Raw genomic sequence first — 22,573 nt, 5'->3', positions numbered from 1 at the left:
CGATCGTTCAACCATTCGGGGCGTTAGCGATCGTCAGGCTTAACTAGACATTTCCTGAATCAGCACATACGGCTGCACAATGAGCGCGTTGAAGCGCGTGGACTGATTTATATTCCAGTCCGACAGTTGCGTTGGAAACGGCTTATGGATCAGGTTTTCTTCAATCCAGGGTTGGACTCGCGCTGTATCGTCGTTGGCGATCGCCACAGCTACATCCACCACATCCAGTCCCGACTCCACCACAATCAGAGAATCCCGACGGGCATGAGGGGCAAGCCAGTCCCATTCTGCTTCCGCTAGTGCCTCAGCCAGTTCTGCTCTTAAATCACTCATGTAGCAATCCTTTTTGCTGTATAAACATTTTTAAGCTGTCGGCAATCAGCTTTCAGCCTTCAGCGTAGAGTTTACTCCTGACTTCAGCTATCGGCTTCCAGGCTGAAATCATACTATTGACCGCTAACCGCTAACTGCTCAGCGCTGACTGCTGACCGCTAACACCCTAGCGTCCTAAATCATGCAGAGCGTTAATGGCAGCCGCACATTGCTGAGTAACGGCTTCTAGCGCCTCACGATCGCCCGCTTGCGGTGGTGGAATGACCTCACCAATACGGATCGTTAAAGGCACCGAACGGGGAGCGGCAGAACCTTTGCGAAAAATGGCGTGAGTACCCCATAAGCTAACAGGTAATAACGGAGCCTGGGTTTTGGCAGCGAGCCATGCTGCACCCAGCTTTGGATCAGTTACCTTGCCATCGGGTGTGCGTGTGCCCGTAAGAAAGACGCCTGCTGCCCAGTTTTGCTCTAGAAAACCCATTGCTGCTCGAAGGGCACTGCGATCGGCTGAACCCCGCTTGACCGGATAGGCACCATAGAGGGCGATCGCTTGTTTTAACACAGGCACTTGGAACAGTTCCTCCTTTGCCATATATGCCACCGGACGACCAACACAGCAAGACAACAGCGGTGGATCAAAATCGCTCGCGTGATTGCTTACCACAACGAGTGGTCCCGTTTTCGGCACATTCTCTGCACCATAAATACGTCCCCGAAAATAAAGATGCAGCCCCGGACTCACCACCGACCACTTAAACAAGTGGTAGAGCAACAGGCTGGCAAATGGCTCACGGCTTCTCGGCATAATAATAGGTAAGTCACTGCTAATGTTTCAATTAGCTTTGATGAGCTGTTCCAGAAGTATTTGTAAGCAACAGTATCAGATTATGGGCGTTCAGCTATTTCCTGTTTTAGAGGGGTATGAAAGAGACTACCTTTTCATTCACCGTTCAGGAGATTGGAAATCAGTAGCTTCAATGTTGGAGGAGCTTGATGGAATAGCTGAGCAGATAGAGATTGAACCAATAAGCGAATTTATAAACTGTACTCGTAGCGAAAGTCCTCTGCCCTTCGATGACGAGGAGCTAGAGGAATTTGAACAATTAGGAGAACTTATAGATGGGGTCTGGTATTACGAAGGACGTGAATTATGGTCGATCGAACCTCAGTGGTCTTTGCCAGAACAAGGACTAAAAACTGTACGTGCATTGATTCATCATTTACGATCTCTTCTGCCTGAGTGGGATTTGCTCTCTAGTGACGATCGAGAATTAGATGAGGATACAGAAGACTATCAGGGGGCGCTTTCCGAGTTAGAGGAACTAGAAAGCGTCTTAATCAAAGCACAAAACGAAGGCAAGCGCTTCAGAATTTGCTTGTCAGGCTGAGCTTTGAGGGATGAAGGATGAGTTAATTCTGACTCCTGACTCCTGACTCCGCTCTTTTCACTAACAACCAACAACTTTTATAGCAGCGGTAATTCTGCCACACTGCCGATGTTCTCTAACGTCAGACTTGGGCAAGTGCGTTTGATGACACCCGTCAGCACTTTGCCGGGACCAATCTCAACGACACGACTCACACCTTCTTCGGGTAAGCGCAACGAAATTTCTCGCCAGCGCACGCTACTGGTCATCTGCTGGCTCAACCGCGTTTTCAGCACGGCTGCATCAACGCTGGGAGTCGGATCAACGTTAGATAGTACAGGGACTTGAGCGGCGTTAAAGACGATCTCATCCAGCGCTGTTTGAAAGGCAGCGGCAGCGGGTGCCATCAAGGGTGAGTGAAAAGCTCCACTGACATTCAGCTTGACTGCCCGCTTTGCTTTGACCTGGCTCAATACGGTTTCAACAGCAGCAGGCGTGCCAGAAATCACCACTTGACCTGCGTTATTGTCATTTGCCAATACTACATCTGGGGTTTGCTGAAGCTGCTGCTCAAGCTGTTCCTGATTAAAGCCAAGCAGCGCTGCCATCATGCCATCAGAGGCTTGATCCATCAGTTCTGCCCGTTGCTTGACGAGTCGTAGCCCTGTCTCGAAGTCAAAGACTCCAGCCGCGTAAAGCGCCACATATTCGCCCAAACTGTGACCGGCAACAAAATCAGGCTGCTGTCCTCGCGATCGCACAAGGTCTGCCAGAATGCTCTCGATCGTATAGAGACACGGCTGCGTGTAAAGGGTACGCGAAACTTTATCTTCTGGGTGCTGGCAAAGTTCAGGGATTGACCAGCCCAAAATTTGCTCTGCTTGCTCAAACTTTATCGTCGCTTCAGGCAGATCGAAGAGGTCTATACCCATCCCGATTGCTTGTGAGCCTTGTCCAGGAAACACCCATGCAGTCTTCGTCATTAAAGTGGTTGGTGGTTAGTGGTTAATTGGTGAGGAGAGGCAGAAGGCAGAAGGCAGGAGGCAGAATTAACTCATCTTCATCCTTGAGCCTTCATGCTTTCCCCTTACCGTCCCCATTGAAAAATCGCTGCGCCCCATGTCAACCCGGCTCCAAAGCCTGCGGTGACGATCGTATCTCCAGACTGGATTTTGCCCTGACGTATTTCTTCATCGAGCGCTAAGGGAATGGAGGCAGCAGAGGTATTACCGTGTTTAGCAAGGTTGCTAATGATTTTATGTGAGGGGATGTTCAGGCGCTCGCCAACGGCATCCAGAATGCGCTGATTTGCCTGATGGAGCAGCAGCCAGTCGATATCTTCAACGCTCAGGTTGGCGCGAAAGAGGGCTTTTTCAATCACCTCTGGTACCCGTCGGATAGCAAAGCGATACACCTCTTGCCCATTCATCGTGATGGGCTGAAAACTGCCTTGCCCGATCGTCACGCCGTCCACTAATTCTTTTGGTTCAGGCTGGTATGCCAGGTTCAGGCACTTATTTTGAGTGCCGTCGCTACGAAGCTCAAAGCCAAGGAGTCGATCGTGCTCATTTGCCTGTAGTATGACAGCCCCAGCCCCGTCACCAAAAAGGATGCACGTCCGGCGATCGTTCCAGTCCACCCAGCGCGACAGCACATCTGCCCCAATCAGCAAAATGTTTTGATAAGTACCTGTGCGAATAAACTGGGCAGCCGTCACCAAGCCAAAGACAAAACCAGAGCAAGCAGCCGTCAGGTCAAACGCCACAGCTTTTTGCGCCCCCAGTTCAGCTTGAATCTGACTAGCACTACCAAATAGATCATCAGCAGTTGACGTTGCCAGAATGATCAAGTCTAAGTCCATAGGTGTCAAACCTGCCATAGCGATCGCGCCCTGAGCTGCTTGAGTCGCGATCGTAGTGACAGATTCGGCTGGGGTTGCTAGTCGGCGCTGACGAATGCCAGTACGAGAGGCAATCCACTCGTCAGAGGTTTCTACAAGCTTGCTTAGGCCCTCATTATCTAGGGCTGTCAGGGGAGACGCCGAGCCGCTTCCCGTAATTGCAACACCCAGACCTGATTGTTGTAAGTTCATGCTCTATCCATCGCTTGCGGGCTTAACCAGTGTGTCAACCATCATCACACTAACCGTCAGGCTGACCGCTGACCGCTGATTGCTTACCACCCTTTTGATAGCAAGACTGAATCCGGTCTAGCACATGGTTGTCAATCGCCTCTCTTGCCAGTCGCACTGCGTTGAAAATCGTTGGTGCCTGAGAACTGCCATGGCTAATAATGCAAACACCATCCACACCTAGCAGTAGCCCACCGCCATGCTCTGCATGATCCATCCGTTGCTTAATGCGTCGCAGGTTTGGCTTCAGCACTGATGTTCCAATCTTGCCGCGAACACCCTGAGGTAACTCTTCGCGCAGAATTTGCAACGCGACCTCACCAACCGCTTCTGCAAACTTCAGCAACACATTGCCAACAAAGCCATCGCAAACAATCACATCAAAGTTGCCCGACAGCACATCGCGCCCTTCAGCATTGCCTACAAAGGGAATTTGAGGATTCTCTTGCAGCAATTGATGGGTACGTAACGCTAGCTCATTGCCCTTACTCGGTTCTTCGCCAATATTTAGCAACCCTACTTTAGGACTGTTGATACCCAGAACGTACTGAGAATAAACCGTACCCATTAAAGCAAACTGCTCTAAAAATTTAGGGCGACAGTCTACGTTTGCGCCTACGTCCAGGATAATGACAGGCTTGCCCGCAATCATTGTTGGCAACACAGCCCCGATCGCAGGACGATCAATGCCCCGTAGACGACCCAAGCGCAGCAGTGCGGCTGCCATTACTGCACCAGAATGACCCGCAGAAACAACGGCATCAGCCCGTTTCTGTTTCACTAAATCCATTGCCACATTAATCGAGGCGTTGGGCTTGCGCCTGAGTGCGCTCAGTGGCTCTTCACCCATCTCGATCGTGCCCTCCGCAGCAACGATCTCAAGCAGAGAGGCGTTTGCATGGTGCTTTACAGCCGCCCGAATCTCCGCTGGATCGCCTACCAGCAACACTTTTACACCCAATTCTTCCTGTGCACGGAGCGCCCCGGCAATAATCTCAGCCGGAGCATGATCCCCGCCCATTGCATCAATCGCAATCCGCGCCTGCGTCGATCCCATTGGTCAAAGTTATAGAAACCTTAGCAATTCTACCAGATGGTTATGCTTCTATGAAAAACCGAAAGTGACCACATACTGCCTGTTGCAAAAGAACGCTAATTAAGAGCTTTCTTACAGGCACCATAGGGATGTGCCAGCGTTAACGGCTGTTAGAGAGCACAGCAGTATCAACGACAAGACCGACATAGTTCGATGTAGAAGGAGCTTGTGCCAACGCCAGCAAAATTAAAGTAAGCGCAAAAGTACCAGCCTCAAGAGTTTTGATCAGTTCTGATCGTCCAATCTGCATAGGGATATATAAAGTGATTTGCTAAATGTGTGGAGCGAAAATATCGTAAATCGAGTTTAGAGTATTCAGCAACCGACCAAATCAATCTTTAGTGAGACCTCCTAACCTAGGGCGTTGCAGCTGCACTAGACATAGCGTTTATGGCTGACCAACTCAAAGCATGTTTCAACTGGGTTAACCATAACTTCTTGTAAAGAGAAAAAGGGTTTAGAGAGCAGCCAGTTGCAGGGACGGTAGGTGCAGCTTATGAAGTTGGAGTTAGTCTTAAATAAAGGCTTATCGTTACCTGCACGCTATAATTCTATGCTTGAGAACTATTCAAGACAATGGTGCTTCTGACTGACTGCGTGGGCACTCTTGTACGAGAGAACGCTGTCTCAACCAAGACTGATCCACCGTTGCTACCGGTCCAATCGTGCCTCTATTACATCTACATCATCGTCTTCAAAGTTCACTCGCCGTCTTACTAGCTCTTAGTGTTTCTGCCTGCCAGCAGGGATACTCTCAACCTGTACGCCCTGCGCCCCTTCCCCAGGATGACTTGATTCAGGTCTATACAAATCATGAACCTGCTGCACGCTACACCGAGCCGTATCGCAAGCAGACGCGCGATGGAGATGACCTGGAACAAAAAATCGTTGACGCGATCGCGGCTGCCCAAATAACTGTAGATGTAGCAGTACAGGAACTACGTCTACCCAAAATTGCAGCAGCCTTAGCAGAGCGAAGCGCCGCAGGCGTAAAGGTGCGCGTGATTTTAGAAAATATTTACTCGCGCCCCTTTAGCACCGTGACACCAGAAGAGATTGCCAAGCAGCCAGAGCGCGATCGCGGACGCTACGAAGAATTTCGCCAACTGGTTGATCGTGATGAGAACGGACAACTGAGCCAGGAAGAAATTGCTCAAGGGGATGCACTGGTTATCCTTGATCGTGCCAGAGTACCTCGTCTCGATGACATGGCTGATGGGTCGGCTGGTAGTGCCCTAATGCATCATAAATTCGTTGTGGTCGATGGTCGCACTATCATTGTCACCTCAGCAAATTTCACTACTAGCGATGTACATGGTGACTTCAAATCGCCTGCCAGCCGTGGCAATGCTAACAACCTGCTGCAAATCAACAGCCCCGAGTTAGCAGCACTATTTACACAGCAATTTAACATTATGTGGGGCGATGGGCCTGGCGGCAAAACAGACAGCAAGTTTGGAGTCAAAAAGCCCTTTTACCCAGCGCAGCCAGTCAAAATTGGCGCGACCCTGGTTGAAGTCCAGTTTTCGCCCACCCGCGCCTCCCTTCCCTGGAGCAGCAGCAGCAATGGCTTGATTGGCAAAACCCTAAGTAATGCCAAAAAATCAGTAGACCTAGCGCTGTTCGTTTTCTCGGACCAAAAACTGGTCAACTTGCTAGACCCCATTCGCAAAAATGGAACCGAGGTAAGAGGATTGATCGAACCAGGCTTTGCCTATCGCCCGTATAGCGAAGCGCTAGATATGTTGGGCATTACGTTAGCGGATGACTGCAAAACTGAAGCAGAAAACCGTCCCTGGCAGAACCCGATTACTACGGTTGGCGTGCCCCGCTTACCACCAGGAGACTTGCTGCACAATAAGTTTGGCATTGTCGATCAAGAAACTGTTATTACTGGCTCTCACAACTGGACGGATGCTGCCAACACAGGCAATGACGAAACGGTGCTGGTTGTACATAGCGCGACCGTTGCTGCCCACTATCAACGGGAATTTGAACGGCTTTATACGAACGCCATTCTTGGCATACCACCCGCCATCCAAAAGAAAGTAGAGGCTCAACGACGGCAGTGCCAGTTAAATCAACCTAGCCCTCAACCTTTAAAGACGATCAAGCGCGCTCAAGTTGCAACAGCACCAACTCCTACTAAAGTTACTAGAGTCGCTAGGGAGCAAAAGCAGCTAGTCAATATCAACACTGCGACTCAAGCCGAGCTTGATGCAATTCCGGGTATCAGCGCTAAACTAGCAGCGCGTATCATTACTGCTCGACAACAGCGTCCAATTAAGTCCCTGGACGATTTAGACCGTATTTCTGGCGTAGGTCCCAAACTGCTGAAGCGATTAGAAACACAGGTAACATGGTGAAACGCTTGCTAAGGTGTAGTTCACCTCGAACTACACCTAGCCGTAAATTGCCTTAAGCCGCAAAGACATTGGCAATCCTGTACGAGAAGCAAATGCCAAAGCGCTGATTCTGCCCTGCATTGAATGCGGTGGCTTTAGCCGTGGTGCTGTCCAACGGGTGCCACCACCAACTCGGCGACCCGGTACGCCCTCTCTCTCTGCCGCTGTCGCAGTTGTCGCAAGCGATAGCATGAGGGTTAGCAAAGAAAAACAAATCGTAAGTTGACGCATAGGTAAGTGACGATAGGGATAGATGCACAGTACGTCTAGAATTACAGAGCTGAGTCTATCCTGCCAGCGTTGAACCACTGAAATGCTTACGTTTTTAAGGAAAGAACCTGCTTCATAATTGAACCTTGCCAAGTAGATACACGGTTTAGCTGCAAGTTGCTAAGCGCCTTACAATAATTTGCAGACGAATGAAATATGCGCCCATTATTATTTGTCATTTAGTTCAACTTGCTCCGACAGCTATTGTTGAAGCACTTTTCATGGGCTGTTCCGCTGCATAACCAACAGCAAACAGTTTTGTCCAAGGGTCTTTGGTTGAAAGACTTTGCTCAAAAGCTCTAATTAGTATCATTTTAGAGAGAATATGAGCGGCTTTGTTGCTCCTTCGTATAATGGCGTTGACAAATCGTCAGGGTTCTTCCCTAGCATTCTGTTTTCTAAAGGCACTCGCAGAGAGGGCGCAATTGTTATCCTGAAGGGGCAGCGTTAACAGCAGCCCCTGCGCCATCAGAATTCATGACTCAACAACCTGCCCGTATTTGCATTCTTGGTGGAGGCTTTGGTGGTCTCTACACAGCTCTACGCCTTAGTCAGTTGCCCTGGACAAAGCAGGAGAAACTAGAGATTATTCTGGTTGATCGCAGCGATCGCTTTCTCTTTTCGCCCTTGCTCTATGAGTTGATGACAGGCGAATTGCAAACATGGGAGATTGCGCCACCGTTTGAAGAATTGTTAGCTGGCACTGGAGTGCGTTTTCATCAGGGTAATGTTACAGGTATTGATCTGTCAGCAAAATACGTACAACTTCAGGAAGGGCACGCATTACCCTACGATCGTCTGGTGGTAAGCCTGGGTGGTGAAACGCCGCTTGACCTAGTTGCTGGCTCAGCAGAACATGCCTTACCCTTTCGCTCGATTGCGGATGCCTATCGTCTAGAAGAACGACTGCGGCAACTGGAAGAGTCTGAGGCTGACAAGTTACGAGTGGCGATCGTGGGTGCTGGTTATGCCGGCGTAGAACTGGCTTGCAAGCTTGCCGATCGCTTGGGTAGCCGTGGACGCATCCGCCTGGTTGAGCAAACCGATCTCATCCTGAGAACATCACCCGATTTCAACCGTACTGCCGCTACAAAAGCCTTGGATGCAAGAAATGTATGGATCGATTTGGAAACGTCTGTAGAGGCGATAAGTGCTGACAACATTTCCCTGCTTTATAAAGGTAACGTCGATACTATCCCGGTTGACCTTGTGCTGTGGACAGTAGGCACTCGCGTCGCTGAAGTCATCAACGCTCTACCACTTAAGAAAAATGTGCGGGGACAGGTTGTGGTATCTTCCACGTTACAAGCAATTGATTACCCGGATGTTTTTGCTTTGGGCGACCTTGTTGATTGCAAAGATGCTGATGGACAACAAGTGCCCAGTACAGCACAAGCCGCCTTCCAACAGTCCGAGTACGTGGGTTGGAATCTCTGGGCATCGCTTACAGAGCGTCCGTTACTGCCGTTCCGGTATCAGCACCTGGGCGAAATGATGGCTCTGGGCATTGATAACGCAACCTTGACTGGCTTTGGACTCAAGCTAGACGGTTCTCTTGCTTACGTGGCACGTCGGCTAGCTTACCTCTACCGGATGCCCACACTCGAACACCAGGTTCGCGTTGGATTGAACTGGATTGCTCAACCTTTGCGTGATGCAGTAGCCGCAATCGATGATTAATTTATGCCATTGCTCTAGTAGTGGCACAGTCTGTTGCAAGCGTATTTGTGGCGATCGTAGAGAGTTCATCCATCATTACGGGCATACTGGCTAAGAGAACTAACGTCTTCACACGACAACTAGATCCTGGGCGAGCCGATCAAGCAATCTTCCACCCAGAAAGCCCTATTGCTGATGGTGAATGTTGACCCTGCTGCGGTTCTGTTCAACCCGTTTGAACGGACATTCGCTTAGTCAAGCATTTTAGCCCCTAACGCTTAAGACTTCCAAAGGTAGCAATTTCCTTAAGCTCTATTGTGAAGATTGTTGTCGCTATCCAGTCATTTTAGTCATAGGTGAGGTGAGAATTAGGCAAATTTAGACAGCACACATACTGAATTCAAAGAAGCCAGGGGCAAATACCAAAAGTATTGAGGGATAGCTAGATGCGTGCGAGTGAACTCCTGAAGCGTTACGCCGCAGGAGAAAGAGACTTTAGCCAGATTAGTCTGTGGGGGGTCAACCTAAGCAAAGCCAATTTGAAAGGCATTGATCTGCGCCAAGCTGACCTGAGAGGGGCAAACTTGCGCGGCATTAAACTGCGGGAAGCGTCCATCAATGGGGCAAAGTTGGCAGAGGCAGACTTAACTGGAGCCGAGCTTTGGGGTGCCGATTTACGCGGTGCCGATTTGCAAGGCGCAAACCTGACCGAAGCCAATTTAGCCGGAGCAGACCTGCGAACAGCGTGTTTAGTGCAAGCCATTCTAAACAAGGCAAACCTGAACTCAGTCAACCTTAGCGAAGCAGACTTAAGCGGTGCTCACCTTTGGGGCGCAAACCTCTGTGCGGCGAAACTCATTGATATTGATTTACGCACTGCTAATTTGCGAGGTGCTTACCTCTGTCAGGCAATTTTAAGTGGCGATTTGCGTGAAGCAAACCTGAGTGGTGCTAACCTAAGCTGGACAATTTTGGTAGGGGCAAACTTGCAAGATGCCATCTTAAGTGAGGCAGAACTGAGCAGTGCCAATCTCTCTGGTGCCAATTTGACTAGCGCTAAACTACGAGGTGCCGATCTGCGGGGTGCGGATTTGACCGATGCCAACCTCAGCGGGGTGAACCTGAATGAAGCCAATCTCTCCATGGCAAAGCTCACGGGCACCATCCTCAGCGGTGCCACTCTCAGCGGTGCCGATCTGCGCGGTACCAACCTGACTGAAACTAATCTCACTGCCGCTAACCTCCTTGGAGCCAACCTGCGCGGTGTCGTGATGCCAGATCTACCAACGCCCGGTTGATGGAAACGGAGCGAGAAAGAGCCTGTTTTTATTAAGAGCAGAAGGTGACAGCTCTTTAGAATATTGTGCATGAAGCGCTGGCATTCATTACACGAGCCAGACTATTGATGTCTCTTGCCCTCAGCGTATGATGGGGTCAGGCTATAAGGAAGAAGTAGCCAGGTTGATGAACCTTAAGCTTCATCCCAACCTCAGTAGTGAAAAAATGGCTCAACATGGCAAAGCACTATACCCAAGATGTCTAAGCCGATGAGTGAGCGAAGCAAACTCCCAAACGTGATTTTTCTGGATGCGGTTGGTACGCTGTTCGGCGTAAAAGGGAGCGTGGGTGAAATTTATGCTGAAGTGGCGCAGAGGTTTGGGGTTGTAGTCCCAGCAACGACGCTCAATCGATCGTTTTCTCAGAGCTTTCGGGCAGCGGGAATGCCAGCATTTGGGAGCACCGATCGCATAACCAGACAAAGGCAAGAGTTTGAGTGGTGGTTAGCGATCGCCACCAATACATTTCAGCAAGCAGGTGTGTTAGAACAGTTTCCTGATTTTGCCGAGTTCTTTGCTGTACTTTATGCTCACTTTGCCACCGCTGACCCCTGGATTGTTTACCCTGACGTACTGCCTGCGCTGAAACGCTGGAAACAGCTTGGAGTACCCCTTAGCATTCTCTCTAACTTTGATTCGCGGCTGTATGCAGTGCTAGAGACGCTTGCTTTAGCAGATTTTTTCGCATCAGTAACAATTTCAACGGAAGTGGGTGCCGCCAAGCCGGATCCGAAGGTGTTTGCGATCGCTCTGCAAAAACACAATTGTTTACCCAGTGGTGCATGGCACATTGGTGACAGCTTTGAAGAAGACTACCAAGCAGCAAAAGCCGTTGGAATGCGTGGCATCTGGCTGCGACGCCAGTAATTTTTAAGTGTAGAGTTTGTTTTTTTGGGTGTAGGGTAGTAGAGACTGACTGGAACGTCCGTACTGATAACGATTCTGTCCTACCGCTGCTTATGACTCTGAAACCGTCTCAAATCCTTAGCTTACTGAAAGAGAAGCGGGATGACTTTGCCTCGTTTGACCAGACGACAGTACAGGCACTAGAGAAATACCGCCGAGCTTTAGCATCGGCATCGCAGGAAACGAGTGAGGATCTGCTAGAGCGGTTGGCGGAGTATGTGGCGTACGATCGCGGTGCCGAACCCTTAGAAGCATTGGGCAATTATCCAAATTGGCAAATGACCTCTGGGCTTTCGTGGCAGAGTCGTGAGGAGAGCCATGAGTGGGTGCGTGCTTGCCTCACAGGCATTGCGACCTTTGCTGTCGATGGTTCCCAAATTTATCCCAGCAAAGATTTTTCGATTCCTGTGGCGCTGGTGCAAATCGGTTGGTTTGAAAATCGGCACCAACCAGGTGGGCAATACGAGAAGGATATCGCTGTGGATGTAATGACTCCAGCGGATCTGAGAGCAAATACCAGCGGCGATCCAGTCGATCGCCGAGTCAATATGCGCCGCTTTGAGATGGAAACAGAGCGGTTAGTACAATACATGGAAGACCGGGCAGGCTGTGGCACCTGTCTGGCGTTTTTGGATGGTTCACTGGTGGCAACGTTTGCCGAAGCCTTTGATGAAGCGACGCAGCAACACTACATTGATTGCGTCGTACGCCTCCTGCAAGCAAGCGAAAAGTATCAGGTACCACTAGTTGGCTATATTGACACGTCTTATGCACGTGACCTGACCCTGATGCTGCAACGGGTGTCACCCGGCTTACCCGATGCACCCGCTATTCATGATGCGTCGCTGCTGCGGGGAATGCAGTGGGGTGATCGCACTCCCTTATTCCGCTGTAGACGACCCGGCATTTTAAGGCAATATCCCAGTGCGATCGCCAGTCGAATCGGCTTTACCTACCTGAAAGCACACGATGGCTTTCCGGTGCGGCTAGAGTTGCCTACCTGGATTGCTGACGCAGGTTTGCTAGAAAACGTACTTGATTGGGTACGTGGCGAAGTGATCATCGGCAGCGGCTATCCCTATGTGATTGAAACCGCTGACCAAACCGCTGTGTTGAAGATGGACGATCGCCAAACGTTTTATCGTCTGTTGCAAGATTGGGCAGAGGACGAAAAGCTGCATTTGCGGCTTTCGCGCAAGATGGTGAGCAAGGCAAGGAGAAGGTAGAGGGAACGATACAAAGGGATGGTTACTAGCGATCGCCCAGCTTTAGAGCTTTAGCTTATCAAGCTCTTTCCTGGTTCCTGATCGATCTATAAAAGGTACGATCGCCCTTATCTGTAGCGCCACTATTTAGATTGCTACGAACAGCCTTGCAACCCTAGGTTTGCTTATAAATAACCGTGCTCTGCCAAAAAGGTTGGCGTGAGGCTTTCTGGCGCAGATGGCTCTGACGTACTTCCGCGACCCTTAGCGTGCCGCAGACTCTTCTCAACGTACTTGCCGAGAATGTCACCCTCTAGGTTCACAATACTGCCCGGTCGGAGATAATGCAGATTCGTTTCGGCGTAGGTATGGGGAATCACTGCTACCATAAACCAGTGTCCCGCAGGGTCACAGTCGGCTATGGTAAGGCTCACACCATTTACCGCAATACTGCCTTTTGGAATGATGTAGCGAGCAACCTGCTCCTGATCAGTCGTAAACGTCATTTCCCAAGAGGTAGCGGTTTGCACAGACGCTTGTAGGTAGCCGATGCCGTCTACATGCCCAGTGACAAAGTGCCCGCCCAGCTTACTTCCCACCCGTAGGGATGTTTCTAGATTGACTGGGACATCGTCGCCTTGCCCCAGGCTGGAGCGATCGAGCGTTTCTGGTGAGGCGTCTGCCATAAAGCCCTGTGGCAAGCACTCAACGACAGTGAGGCACACGCCATCCACTGCCACACTATCGCCGATCGCCAAGTCTGACAGAATAAGCCCCGACGTAGAAGGTGCACAGGTGATCTTTAATCGATCAACTCCTAAGGGTTGCAGCGTCCCTAAACTCTGAACAAGACCAGTAAACACAGTTTTTCTCAGCTTTTGCTAATTTACAATTCGTTTTGCTCTATTTGCGCCAAAATGCCGCCCTGATCGATGCTTGAGAAACTTTTTCAGATTGTCAAATTTATCAATTGATCCATTAGGATCAGGGCAGAAATCAGGGCATACTTAAGATTAGGTTCCTTATCATCATGACATGGCTGGCTTCCGTCGGTCTTAGCTCTGTTCTTCTCGGTGCTAACGGTTTCTTTTGACCTCATGCCTTGGCTCATTTGGCTCCGCCTGCCTCGACAGGCTTCAAAGGTGGCTAAGCCCTAGAACGAAGAGTAAATCGGTTTAAGCCTGTGTTTCGTCCTGCTGCTTGGGTTGGTTTCGTTACTTGGTTTCCCGTTTGTTTCAGGTATTCTAGAGGCTAAGACAATGATTGAAATGAAAGTCGCTGGAATTGCATTGGATGCCGCTACACGCAGCCCCATTGTGCTTCTGAGAGATGCCACCGAGCGGCGACAGTTACCAATCTATATCGGTCAGGATCAGGCAAAAGCCATTATTAATGCTTTAGAGAATCAAACGCCACCCCGCCCGTTGACCCACGACCTGTTTGCCAATCTCCTCGAAGAATGCAACATGAGTCTGGAGCGAGTGGTAATTCATTCTTTACAGGACAACACGTTTTACGCTGTACTCACCGTGACTCATGGTGAAACCAAAAAAGAAATTGATGCGCGACCCAGCGATGCGATCGCGATCGCCCTCCGCACAAACAGCCCTATCTGGGTACTCGAAGAAGTCGTTGCCGATGCCTCTATTCCGGTCGATCGTGATGCCGATGAAGCCGAGCGCAAAGCCTTCCGTGACTTTTTGTCCAACCTTCGTCCTGAAGACTTTTTACAGCGTGGCAACCTTAGCAGTGAGGAAGCACAGTAAAGGAAGCCGCACGACGGAAGCATCTGTTGGAGAGGATGCTTTAAGAGTCCAAGTTCCTGTAGCTTTGGCTAAAGTCGCAGCGACACAAACCTTAGCGCAGCCATGCCCAAAGGACTATAACCTACCGATATAGGCTGCAAGACCTTCGCGTTTCAGTAAGCCGCGACGATGAACGTTGTTTCTGTAGTCGCGGTTTTAACCACTAGATACTTATTCAAGCAGCCTCTTACAAGCGAGCTGCATCGACTGCCATCGGTACGTACCACCATCCGCTAGAAATGATAGTGCTGCTGCAATTGCGGGGTAATCGCTTTCAGTGAGCTGTTGGTGTTGTCCTTAATTTGTAGGCAATTAGCTCCAGTTCGGAAATTGTTAGGTCGAGCCGCTCCCATTGCTGTGGGTCTGGTTGAAGCTGACCAAAAGCAGCTTCCGTCAGCAGCACTTCGCCCCGCCGAGCGAGATCTTCCCCCAATTTGCACGCTAGATTCATCTCGCTACCATACAGATCGGTTTCATCTATAACCAGCGTTTTGCCGTAGCCAATGCCAATACCAGCATACAAATCTTGCTCGTCGGGTAAACGAGTATTTACGGCAGCAAACCCTTTTAAGATCGCAACCGCGCTGTCGATCGCTCCTTGCACTGTTGGAAAGACTGCAAATAGATTATCTGCTTCTTGTTTGACGATTCTTCCGTGATGCTGCTTTACAAGGGGTGTAGCGATCGCGTTCATGCGATGCACCATTGCCAAGAAGTGGATGACACCGTAGCGCAAAGTAAGCCGCGAAAAGCCAGACAGATCCAAGATGAACATGGCGCAGTCTTGCTCAAAGATCGCGCAGATTTGAGTATCGATCGCAGTCGATCGCTCTGGGTAATCGTTACGCTCTTGCAGCAATCGGTTAAGTTCAGCGCGGGTGTTGTGGAAGTGCGGCATGGGAGAAAGGTATGAAGTAACTGAAAGCTAAAAGTACTTTTTAGCCTTTAGCTTTTAGCGTTCCCTCTCTCACCGTCCGTTTCTACAGGGAGAAGGCAGCACCATAGGTTTCGCCAAAGCAAACTTGTTCCGGGCTGAACCGACCACCAAAGGCTTTGAATGGCTTGTCGGCATAGCCCAAACATAAAATACAGCAGACATCGACTGTATCAGGAATGTTGAACGCAGTTTTGACTTGAGCGCCCACAAACCCTTCCATCGGGCAGCTATCGACCCCAAAGCTTTTTGCCACAATCATCAAATGGGCAACGGCGAGCATTGTATGGCGATTTGTCCAGGCTTCGAGGGACTCAAAACTGGGGTGATGTTCAAAAAAGGATGGGATTTGCGATCGCATATACTCCGCAAAGGTCTCTGGCATCGCGTTGTTTGCCTGCCCTAGCTTAATGACGGCTTCGATGTTGTCACTGTTGCCAGCAGTGCGATCGCCACAACAAAGCAAAACAACAGGCGCTTGGGCAATTTGGGTTTGATTAAAGGCACAGTTTTGGAGCGTTTCTTTGCTCTGCTGTTCCCTTAAAACGACAAAACGCCACGGCTGCAAATTGTACCCTGAGGGCGATCGCAGCCCAAGATGCAAGATTTGTTCGAGAATGACTTCTGGAATAGGATCTGAGAGAAAGGCACGAGCAGCACGACGCTGTTCAATCGAATCTTTTAACCCGGTCGTCGGCTGTAAATCAATAGTCATGCCAATCCTTTCGCAACGCTATCTGTTAGTTAAATCTGGACTATAAATGTTAGACGTTTTGCAGCCCTTTGGTTCATCTTTTGTGTTTTACCCTTGGAGCAAGCGTCTCAAGCCCCTAAGATTAACGTCAACAAGTCACGGCTGACCATTATTCTTGAGCCAACGTCCTGCTCAAGACACCGCTAAACGCGAGATTGCACTATGTTTCTCTATCTTTCCAAATTACTACCGCTCTTTCTTTATCCCTTGGGGTTGACGTGTTTGCTACTGCTGCTGTCATTGGTGTTGCTTTGGCGACGATCGCGGTGGACAGCCCTGCCGATCGTGCTATCGCTGGTACTGCTGCTAGGGGGTAGCAATGGCTGGGTTGGCGAATGGCTAGTGCGATCGCTAGAGTTTCAACATCTCCCACTGACCGAAGTGCCTCAGGCAGACGCGATCGTCATTTTGGGTGGCTGCACCAAGCCAGCCGTACCGCCACGACCCTGGGTAGAAGTCAGTGAAGAGGGCGATCGTGTGCTGTATGGAGCCAAACTGTATCGAGACGGCAAAGCGCCCCGTATCATTCTCAGCGGCGGTCGGGTTGTTTGGAGAGGGGAGGGCGGGCTGTCAGAAGCCGATGATATGGCACAACTGATTGAGGCAATGGGAGTGCCCAAAACGGCGATTTTACAAGACCCATCCTCGCTTAACACGTACGAAAACGCAGTCAATGTTAAGCAAATTATGGCAGCACAGGGCATCCATCGTGTCTTGCTAGTGACATCGGCAATGCATATGCCACGATCGCTCCTGATTTTCAAGCATCTGGGCATTGAGGCGATCGCCGCGCCCACCGATTTCAACACGACCGAGCGCGATTGGCAGACGATGCAGGGCAGTACCCAAGCAATGGTGCTTAGTGCTTTACCAGAAGCCGATCGTTTTAGCCGCACAACACGAGCTTTGAAAGAATATCTGGGGCTAGTCGTTTATCGTTTAAGAGGGTGGTTATAAACTCACGTCTCGCTATGAACAATGACCCAAAAAACGTTTCAAATATTTACTCTTTTTAGAAGGCTTTCGTGTTAATCCAAGAGCCTTGAACGTGCTTTTCTAAACAGTGGGGATCGCACTGTCATAGGTTATGCAGCAGTTGGGAACTATAAAGAAAAGCAAGGGATTGTCCTGTTTCACTGCTGTCACAGACGTTACTATCACTGACAGGATTGCTGAAGAAAACCGCTTTTATTACAACATTGCTTTTTTAACAATCGGTGCGATCGCACCTTTACTGAGAGGAAAAATCTTATGCTACCCGGTTCAATTTTAGCTGATGCCAATCAACGCCTGGAACAAGCGTTAAAATACACATCCATTTCAGATGATGCCGTTGAAACGCTGAAATTTCCCCAAACCAGTCTCACGGTCTCGATTCCTGTTCGCATGGATAACGGCACCCTCAAAATTTTTCAGGGTTATCGTGTGCGCTACGACGACACTAGAGGACCTGGCAAAGGGGGAGTGCGCTACCATCCCCATGTGTCGCTGGATGAGGTGCAATCGCTGGCATTTTGGATGACCTTTAAGTGCGCCGCCTTAAACCTTCCGTTTGGTGGCGCTAAGGGTGGCATCACGGTGAACCCCAAAGAACTGTCCCGAATGGAGCTGGAGCGTCTGAGCCGTGGCTATATTGATGCGATCGCCGACTTCATTGGACCTGACGTTGATATTCTGGCACCCGACGTTTACACCAACGCCATGATCATGGGCTGGATGATGGATCAATACAGCATCATCAAGCGCCAAATTTGTCCTGCGGTGGTTACAGGCAAACCCGTCAGTATGGGCGGTAGTCTGGGGCGTGAAGCCGCAACGGCAATGGGTGCCTTTTTTGTCATTGAAGCGACGCTACCAAAGTTCGATCGTCATCCAAGCACTACAACTGTAGCCGTGCAAGGGTTTGGTAACGCTGGAGCGATCCTTGCAGAATTGCTCTTTCGAGCAGGCTATAAAGTCGTTGCCGTCAGCGACTCTCAAGGAGGTATCTACAGCAAAAATGGGCTAGACATCCCCAGTCTTCGTCAGTTCAAAGACGCGAGTCGGGGTGTCAAAGCGCTCTACTGCGACAGTACGGTTTGCCATACCGCCGCCGAAGAGGTTCTCACCAATGCCGAGTTGTTAGCCCTGGATGTGGATATTCTGGTGCCTGCTGCCCTCGAAAATCAAATTACTGAAGCGAATGCTGACACTATTCGGGCAAAACTAATCTACGAAGTTGCCAATGGTCCTATTACCTCTGCTGCCGATCGCATTCTGACAAATAAAGGCATTTATGTCTTTCCAGACATTCTCGTCAACGCGGGTGGTGTGACCGTCAGCTACTTTGAATGGGTGCAAAACCGCAGTGGTTTGTACTGGACGCTAGCCGAAATCAACCAACGGCTGAAGCTTCGGATCGTGGAAGAAGCTGAGTCAATCTGGTTAGTTGCCCGCGATTTGTCGATCGACCTGCGAACCGCCGCCTATGTCCACGCGCTCACTCGCCTCGGTGAAGCTATCAGCGCGAAAGGCACGCGGGACTATTATCTAAATGGTCATTAGTGAAAAGTAGGGAGTGGGGAGTAGGGGAAGTAAGTAATCAAAACTTTCATCCTTCACTCCTCTCCCTTCACTCCTTACTTCTCTCCCCTTACTCCTCACCTCCAGATTGTCCATCTTCACCCTAAGCGTAGTATTTTGGAGAAATACGTTTCTTAGAGCGGTACTATGCAACGCCTCCTCAACCAATGCCATTGGAAGCACATCGGTCAACGCCTACTGCTTTTTGTGGCAGTTTTTGTTTTGGCGACACAGCTTTTTGTGACTCCTGCCCATGCTACGGGTGTGAGCGAAGTACTCAAACCCAAAACAGGCACGTGGATTGTTGACCAGGCTGAGGTGCTTAGTCGCTCTAACGAAGGCAAAATTGCCACCGTTCTAAAGGATCTGGCAAAGCAGACTGGTAATGAGGTGCGCCTAGTCACAATCCATCGGTTGGATTATGGCGAAACGATCGAAACCTTTACCAACAAGCTCTTTGACCTGTGGTTTCCAACAGCAGAGGCAGGCGCAAACCAAACGGTACTGGTGTTAGATAACCTTACGAATAACGTAGCGCTGCGTGCGGGTGAAACGGTCAAAACAAAACTGTCAGACGATTTTGCTCAAAGCGTGACGCAAGAAACTGTACTCATTCCGCTTAAAGAAGGAAATAAGTATAATCAAGCGCTTTTGGGTGCCAGCGATCGCCTCGCGGCTGTGCTGTCTGGTCGCCCCGATCCGGGTCCGCCAACGCTCACTGATAATGTCCAGGTTGAAGGCACGTTTGCAACACCAGAAGAAACCAAAGAAAGCAACGCTACTGTCTGGGTCATCGGCTTCCTTGTCGTAGCAACCGTCGTACCAATGGCAACCTACTATTTCTACCTCTTCCTCCAATCACGAGAGGGGTAGAGAGCAAGTTGTTAGTTGTTGGTTGTTAGTTGTTGGAGGAAAAACTAGCTTCTAACGTCTAACAACTGCGTTATTTGTCAACCAGAAAGTTCTCATCTTTGCTAACTGCCCGCACTCCAACACAGTATTAGGCTTGTTGGCTTCCAATGCAAAGTTGATTATCAATTGATATATCTTTATTTAGGGTGCCATTACCCACTTTTTCACAATGTAGTCTACAAGCCTTTTATCCTTATCGAAATAAAATTGCATATAAAGTCCAGACTTGGTTAAAAAGCCCCGTTCAACCTCTGGTATACCAGCCGTTAAATAACCTCGAACAACACGTTGCTTAGACGGCTCAACTTCATCGAAAAGACTGCCATGTGGTAGATTTGGGTAATAATCGCAAGAAATCTGGCGCGATTCAAGAAACGTTCTAACTTGCTGTACATTAGAGCCTACAGGAAGATTTTTGCTAAGCAAAGATTTTATTTCCTCTTCTGTAGGACCAGGGTTACAGTAACGAAATAACCCTCCAATCAACAGTATGAGTAGCGCTAATGGCAAAAGTACAGATCTAATTCTCTTTCTACTGTTCTCTGCCTGCATATCGAGCGGTTAAGTAAAGTTCTGTAGATTTCAGTGAAGTCAAAAGCCTAACAACTTCTTCAATACTGCATGTACTCTTGTCCATTTAGTAGGCTGCTTCCGCCCGTTGGAGCAGCCTGCAAGCAGACTGTTATGTGATGACTACTTCTGAACGGCTGTGAAGCCACCATCGACGACTAAGTTATGTCCAGTCACAAAGGCAGCTCCATCAGAACACAACCAAACGACTGCCTCAGCAATATCTTCTGGCATACCGATGCGTTGTAGTGGAATCCCGGCTGCAACTTGATCTAGCATTTCAGGTGGTGCTTCTGCCCACAAATCAGTTTTCACGGCTCCAGGGCTAACGGTGTTAATCCGAATGCGATCGGCAGAATATTCCGCTGCTGCTGCACGAGAGAGGGCGATGACTCCCGCTTTTGCCGCTCCGTAGGCTCCATAGTTTGCAACGCCAAGGAGTGCGCCTTGGGACGAAGTATTGACGATCGCGCCGCCTCCTGATTGCTGCATCACAGGAATTTCGTACTTCATCGACAGCCACACCGACTTAAGATTCGCATTAATCTCATAGTCCCAATCTGCTTCTGACAGGTCAGCAATTTTGCCAGAGGTTCCAGAACCAGCGTTGTTAAAGGCGTAGTCAAGGCGACCGTAAGTTTCAACCGTCTTTTTGACCATTGCTTCAATATCAGAGGCTTTGGTGACATCTGCCTGAACAAAGATCGCTTCACCACTAGTTTCTGTAATCAGTCGAACGGTTTCTTCTCCCTTGTCGGCACGGCGAGCCACAACCACAACCTTTGCTCCAGCTCTGGCAAAGGCGATCGCAGTTGCACGACCAATACCAGAGCTTGCCCCGGTAACAATTGCCACTTTGCTAGCCATTGAACTCATAGTTTGCGCTCCCTGGTGGTCACAGCTCTTTGAAACTACTCTGCTAATCCTAATGCAGCTAGTCAAATTTGTAGATGAGCTGACCGAATTGGAGCGAAAGCTGCTTTTGAGGCTGAACTTTGATTAACTCGATCGCGTGGCTTCCAAAAGCTATCCTTGCTGCCCTTGCCGCTGAAATATGCCTTCACCAACTTTTTCAATCCTGCACGTATTCCTGCCCACTCAGTAGCGCTGCCTCCGCCCGTTGAAACTCTCGCCCTAGGTACGAGGCGTGGTCAAGTAGTGTAATGGGGCAGGGTTTTGCCTGCTCAAAAAGCTGCACACAAAGCTCTTTCGCCGTTCTGCCCGTAAAAATCTGGGTTGGCTGCCGTTCAATCTTGCCGCGGATGGGGATAGGCTTGCCAGTTTCCGGATCGCATGCGAGACCCCGATCGTCAATAAAGTTTGTGAAATGCTTGGCGCAAATTAGCCCTTGTTCATGATCGAGATAGATGATGACATAGCCGCCAGGATCAAGGTCAATGTGACGCTTAGACAGCTTTTGATCGATCGCGGTGGCATCGGCAAGAGCCTGGTTCATGGTCTGCATCAAGTTCAAACTGTGATCTAGATAACGTTCTATCTACCATCTTAGAGGGTCTTGCAGCACTGACTCATTCACTCGGCAGACCAATGTGCCGTCAGATTTCATCCCTACTTCACCTTCTTTTTATCATTACAGAACAAAAAAGTGGCTGGCAAAAGCCATTCTAATAGAGACGGCGCTATACCTTTAGGCATAGAACAGCCGCTCTGTCTTGATAAGGGGCGTAAGCCACTTGTCTGTACTGATAAATTCATGTCAACTGGCTGTAGTTTTATTCATCTTTCAAGCATTTTGAAGGAATTTTACGCTTATGCTTGACTCCTTTATTCCAGTAGAACTTGCAGTTGCGCCCAATCCGTTGGGGCTACCGTTTAACCTTAAACTCACGACCATTCCCATTGATGCTCGTACCTGCTTTGAGCTTTGGATGCCCGACGCACACAAAGCGCTTTTACCAGAAGAGGCAATGCTGTTACGGGGCGATCGTGCCCGTCTTGAAGAAATTTGTGCCAAGCTGACAGACTTACTCGGTGCTTCGCTTAGCCATGATGAGTCACTACACTATCAAGTAACGGTCGATCGCTGGCAAGGGGTGCGGAGCGCATTGTATGATGCTGGAGCTGATTTTGATGCCATCGGCGTGACCTATGTGCCACAGAGTCTTTACCCCAGCCCTACTAGCAAGGGGGGGTTAACTGCCTGGACATTGCAAGAGGCACGGTGGGACGTTTCCTTCCTCAATCTCCAACCGTTGCCGCTAGGCTTTCGCGCTCAGACATTGCCCTTCAAAGTGACGATCGCCTTTGGTCAATCCATTACCAAGTTTGTTCAGACGGCTCCAGTCCTGGCTCGTCGTGCGTAAGGA

Annotated in this window: 24 protein-coding genes; 11 read left to right on the top strand and 13 right to left on the bottom strand. The window is 49.7% G+C overall.

Translation table 11 applies throughout. The annotated features are described in order from the left end of the window. Nucleotides 1-39: 39 nt before the first annotated feature. Nucleotides 40-333 (bottom strand): DUF2288 domain-containing protein, encoded by a 294-nt coding sequence (locus H6F86_RS29800; RefSeq protein WP_190454792.1) that lies wholly within the window; start codon nt 331-333, stop codon nt 40-42. Between the two features lie 166 nt (nt 334-499). Continuing rightward, nucleotides 500-1,138: a lysophospholipid acyltransferase family protein gene (locus tag H6F86_RS29795; protein WP_190454789.1), complete on the bottom strand. Its 639-nt coding sequence runs from the start codon at nt 1,136-1,138 to the stop codon at nt 500-502. Nucleotides 1,139-1,160: 22 nt separating this feature from the next. On the opposite strand from H6F86_RS29795, the gene H6F86_RS29790 reads away from it, so the two are divergent. Next, on the top strand, nt 1,161-1,721 hold the full coding sequence (locus tag H6F86_RS29790) for a hypothetical protein (RefSeq protein WP_190454786.1): 561 nt from the start codon (nt 1,161-1,163) through the stop codon (nt 1,719-1,721). Between the two features lie 77 nt (nt 1,722-1,798). Here the strand turns inward: H6F86_RS29790 and fabD are convergent, their stop codons facing one another. The 4 genes from fabD to H6F86_RS29770 all read right to left on the bottom strand — a co-directional run bounded on the left by fabD (nt 1,799) and on the right by H6F86_RS29770 (nt 5,177). Next, nucleotides 1,799-2,683: an ACP S-malonyltransferase gene (gene fabD / locus H6F86_RS29785; RefSeq protein WP_190454783.1), complete on the bottom strand. Its 885-nt coding sequence runs from the start codon at nt 2,681-2,683 to the stop codon at nt 1,799-1,801. 104 nt (nt 2,684-2,787) lie between these two features. Beyond that, nucleotides 2,788-3,792 carry a beta-ketoacyl-ACP synthase III gene (locus H6F86_RS29780; RefSeq protein ID WP_190454779.1) on the bottom strand — a complete coding sequence of 335 codons (1,005 nt, stop codon included), beginning with the start codon at nt 3,790-3,792 and terminating at the stop codon, nt 2,788-2,790. 49 nt (nt 3,793-3,841) lie between these two features. After that, nucleotides 3,842-4,888: a phosphate acyltransferase PlsX gene (gene plsX / locus H6F86_RS29775; RefSeq protein ID WP_190454776.1), complete on the bottom strand. Its 1,047-nt coding sequence runs from the start codon at nt 4,886-4,888 to the stop codon at nt 3,842-3,844. A 139-nt stretch (nt 4,889-5,027) separates the two neighbouring features. Further along, nucleotides 5,028-5,177 (bottom strand): hypothetical protein, encoded by a 150-nt coding sequence (locus tag H6F86_RS29770; RefSeq protein ID WP_190454773.1) that lies wholly within the window; start codon nt 5,175-5,177, stop codon nt 5,028-5,030. A 415-nt stretch (nt 5,178-5,592) separates the two neighbouring features. Between H6F86_RS29770 and H6F86_RS29765 the strand changes: the two genes are divergently transcribed. Further along, a complete protein-coding gene (locus H6F86_RS29765) occupies nt 5,593-7,293 on the top strand; it encodes a phospholipase D-like domain-containing protein (protein WP_190454770.1) in 1,701 nt (566 codons plus the stop codon). 36 nt (nt 7,294-7,329) lie between these two features. Here the strand turns inward: H6F86_RS29765 and H6F86_RS29760 are convergent, their stop codons facing one another. Beyond that, nucleotides 7,330-7,563 (bottom strand): hypothetical protein, encoded by a 234-nt coding sequence (locus H6F86_RS29760; protein WP_190454766.1) that lies wholly within the window; start codon nt 7,561-7,563, stop codon nt 7,330-7,332. Nucleotides 7,564-8,079: 516 nt separating this feature from the next. On the opposite strand from H6F86_RS29760, the gene H6F86_RS29755 reads away from it, so the two are divergent. From H6F86_RS29755 to H6F86_RS29740, 4 genes are all read left to right on the top strand, one after another. Continuing rightward, nucleotides 8,080-9,282: an NAD(P)/FAD-dependent oxidoreductase gene (locus tag H6F86_RS29755; protein WP_190454763.1), complete on the top strand. Its 1,203-nt coding sequence runs from the start codon at nt 8,080-8,082 to the stop codon at nt 9,280-9,282. Between the two features lie 425 nt (nt 9,283-9,707). After that, the gene (locus H6F86_RS29750) at nt 9,708-10,559 is read left to right on the top strand and encodes a pentapeptide repeat-containing protein (protein WP_190454761.1); all 852 of its coding nucleotides are present in this window, start codon (nt 9,708-9,710) and stop codon (nt 10,557-10,559) included. 237 nt (nt 10,560-10,796) lie between these two features. Continuing rightward, nucleotides 10,797-11,465 carry an HAD family hydrolase gene (locus tag H6F86_RS29745; RefSeq protein WP_242033764.1) on the top strand — a complete coding sequence of 223 codons (669 nt, stop codon included), beginning with the start codon at nt 10,797-10,799 and terminating at the stop codon, nt 11,463-11,465. A gap of 92 nt (nt 11,466-11,557) precedes the next feature. Further along, nucleotides 11,558-12,730, top strand: coding sequence for a DNA double-strand break repair nuclease NurA (locus H6F86_RS29740; RefSeq protein WP_190454758.1), 1,173 nt, complete (start codon nt 11,558-11,560; stop codon nt 12,728-12,730). Between the two features lie 164 nt (nt 12,731-12,894). Here the strand turns inward: H6F86_RS29740 and ribE are convergent, their stop codons facing one another. After that, the gene (gene ribE, locus H6F86_RS29735) at nt 12,895-13,572 is read right to left on the bottom strand and encodes a riboflavin synthase (protein ID WP_190454755.1); all 678 of its coding nucleotides are present in this window, start codon (nt 13,570-13,572) and stop codon (nt 12,895-12,897) included. Between the two features lie 396 nt (nt 13,573-13,968). On the opposite strand from ribE, the gene H6F86_RS29730 reads away from it, so the two are divergent. Beyond that, complete coding sequence (locus tag H6F86_RS29730; protein WP_190454751.1) at nt 13,969-14,475, top strand: bifunctional nuclease family protein; 507 nt, start codon at nt 13,969-13,971, stop codon at nt 14,473-14,475. Between the two features lie 313 nt (nt 14,476-14,788). On the opposite strand, the gene H6F86_RS29725 is transcribed toward H6F86_RS29730, so the two are convergent. Continuing rightward, a complete protein-coding gene (locus H6F86_RS29725) occupies nt 14,789-15,412 on the bottom strand; it encodes an adenylate/guanylate cyclase domain-containing protein (RefSeq protein WP_190454749.1) in 624 nt (207 codons plus the stop codon). A gap of 82 nt (nt 15,413-15,494) precedes the next feature. Next, nucleotides 15,495-16,163 carry a nitroreductase family protein gene (locus H6F86_RS29720; protein WP_190454746.1) on the bottom strand — a complete coding sequence of 223 codons (669 nt, stop codon included), beginning with the start codon at nt 16,161-16,163 and terminating at the stop codon, nt 15,495-15,497. Between the two features lie 201 nt (nt 16,164-16,364). Here H6F86_RS29720 and H6F86_RS29715 point away from each other — a divergent pair, with 201 nt between their 5' ends. The 3 genes from H6F86_RS29715 (at nt 16,365) to H6F86_RS29705 (ending at nt 19,637) form a co-directional block, all read left to right on the top strand. Further along, nucleotides 16,365-17,159 carry a YdcF family protein gene (locus tag H6F86_RS29715; protein ID WP_190454743.1) on the top strand — a complete coding sequence of 265 codons (795 nt, stop codon included), beginning with the start codon at nt 16,365-16,367 and terminating at the stop codon, nt 17,157-17,159. Between the two features lie 294 nt (nt 17,160-17,453). Then, nucleotides 17,454-18,746 carry a Glu/Leu/Phe/Val dehydrogenase gene (locus tag H6F86_RS29710; RefSeq protein WP_190454741.1) on the top strand — a complete coding sequence of 431 codons (1,293 nt, stop codon included), beginning with the start codon at nt 17,454-17,456 and terminating at the stop codon, nt 18,744-18,746. A gap of 165 nt (nt 18,747-18,911) precedes the next feature. Then, nucleotides 18,912-19,637: a TPM domain-containing protein gene (locus H6F86_RS29705; protein ID WP_190454738.1), complete on the top strand. Its 726-nt coding sequence runs from the start codon at nt 18,912-18,914 to the stop codon at nt 19,635-19,637. Between the two features lie 180 nt (nt 19,638-19,817). On the opposite strand, the gene H6F86_RS29700 is transcribed toward H6F86_RS29705, so the two are convergent. The 3 genes from H6F86_RS29700 to H6F86_RS29690 form a co-directional block, all read right to left on the bottom strand. Beyond that, nucleotides 19,818-20,186 carry a hypothetical protein gene (locus tag H6F86_RS29700; protein ID WP_190454733.1) on the bottom strand — a complete coding sequence of 123 codons (369 nt, stop codon included), beginning with the start codon at nt 20,184-20,186 and terminating at the stop codon, nt 19,818-19,820. Nucleotides 20,187-20,369: 183 nt separating this feature from the next. Next, nucleotides 20,370-21,122 (bottom strand): glucose 1-dehydrogenase, encoded by a 753-nt coding sequence (locus H6F86_RS29695; RefSeq protein ID WP_190454731.1) that lies wholly within the window; start codon nt 21,120-21,122, stop codon nt 20,370-20,372. A 196-nt stretch (nt 21,123-21,318) separates the two neighbouring features. After that, entirely contained in the window at nt 21,319-21,702 is a 384-nt protein-coding gene (locus H6F86_RS29690; protein WP_190454728.1) for a DUF4346 domain-containing protein, read from the bottom strand. 316 nt (nt 21,703-22,018) lie between these two features. Here H6F86_RS29690 and H6F86_RS29685 point away from each other — a divergent pair, with 316 nt between their 5' ends. Then, nucleotides 22,019-22,570: a hypothetical protein gene (locus H6F86_RS29685; RefSeq protein WP_190454725.1), complete on the top strand. Its 552-nt coding sequence runs from the start codon at nt 22,019-22,021 to the stop codon at nt 22,568-22,570. Nucleotides 22,571-22,573 lie beyond the last annotated feature (3 nt).

The organism is Phormidium sp. FACHB-592 (assembly GCF_014695795.1).
In the GTDB taxonomy this organism is placed as follows: domain Bacteria; phylum Cyanobacteriota; class Cyanobacteriia; order Leptolyngbyales; family Leptolyngbyaceae; genus Stenomitos.
The sequence above is the reverse complement of the archived record's forward strand: the minus strand, read 5'-3'. Positions and strand labels throughout refer to the sequence as shown.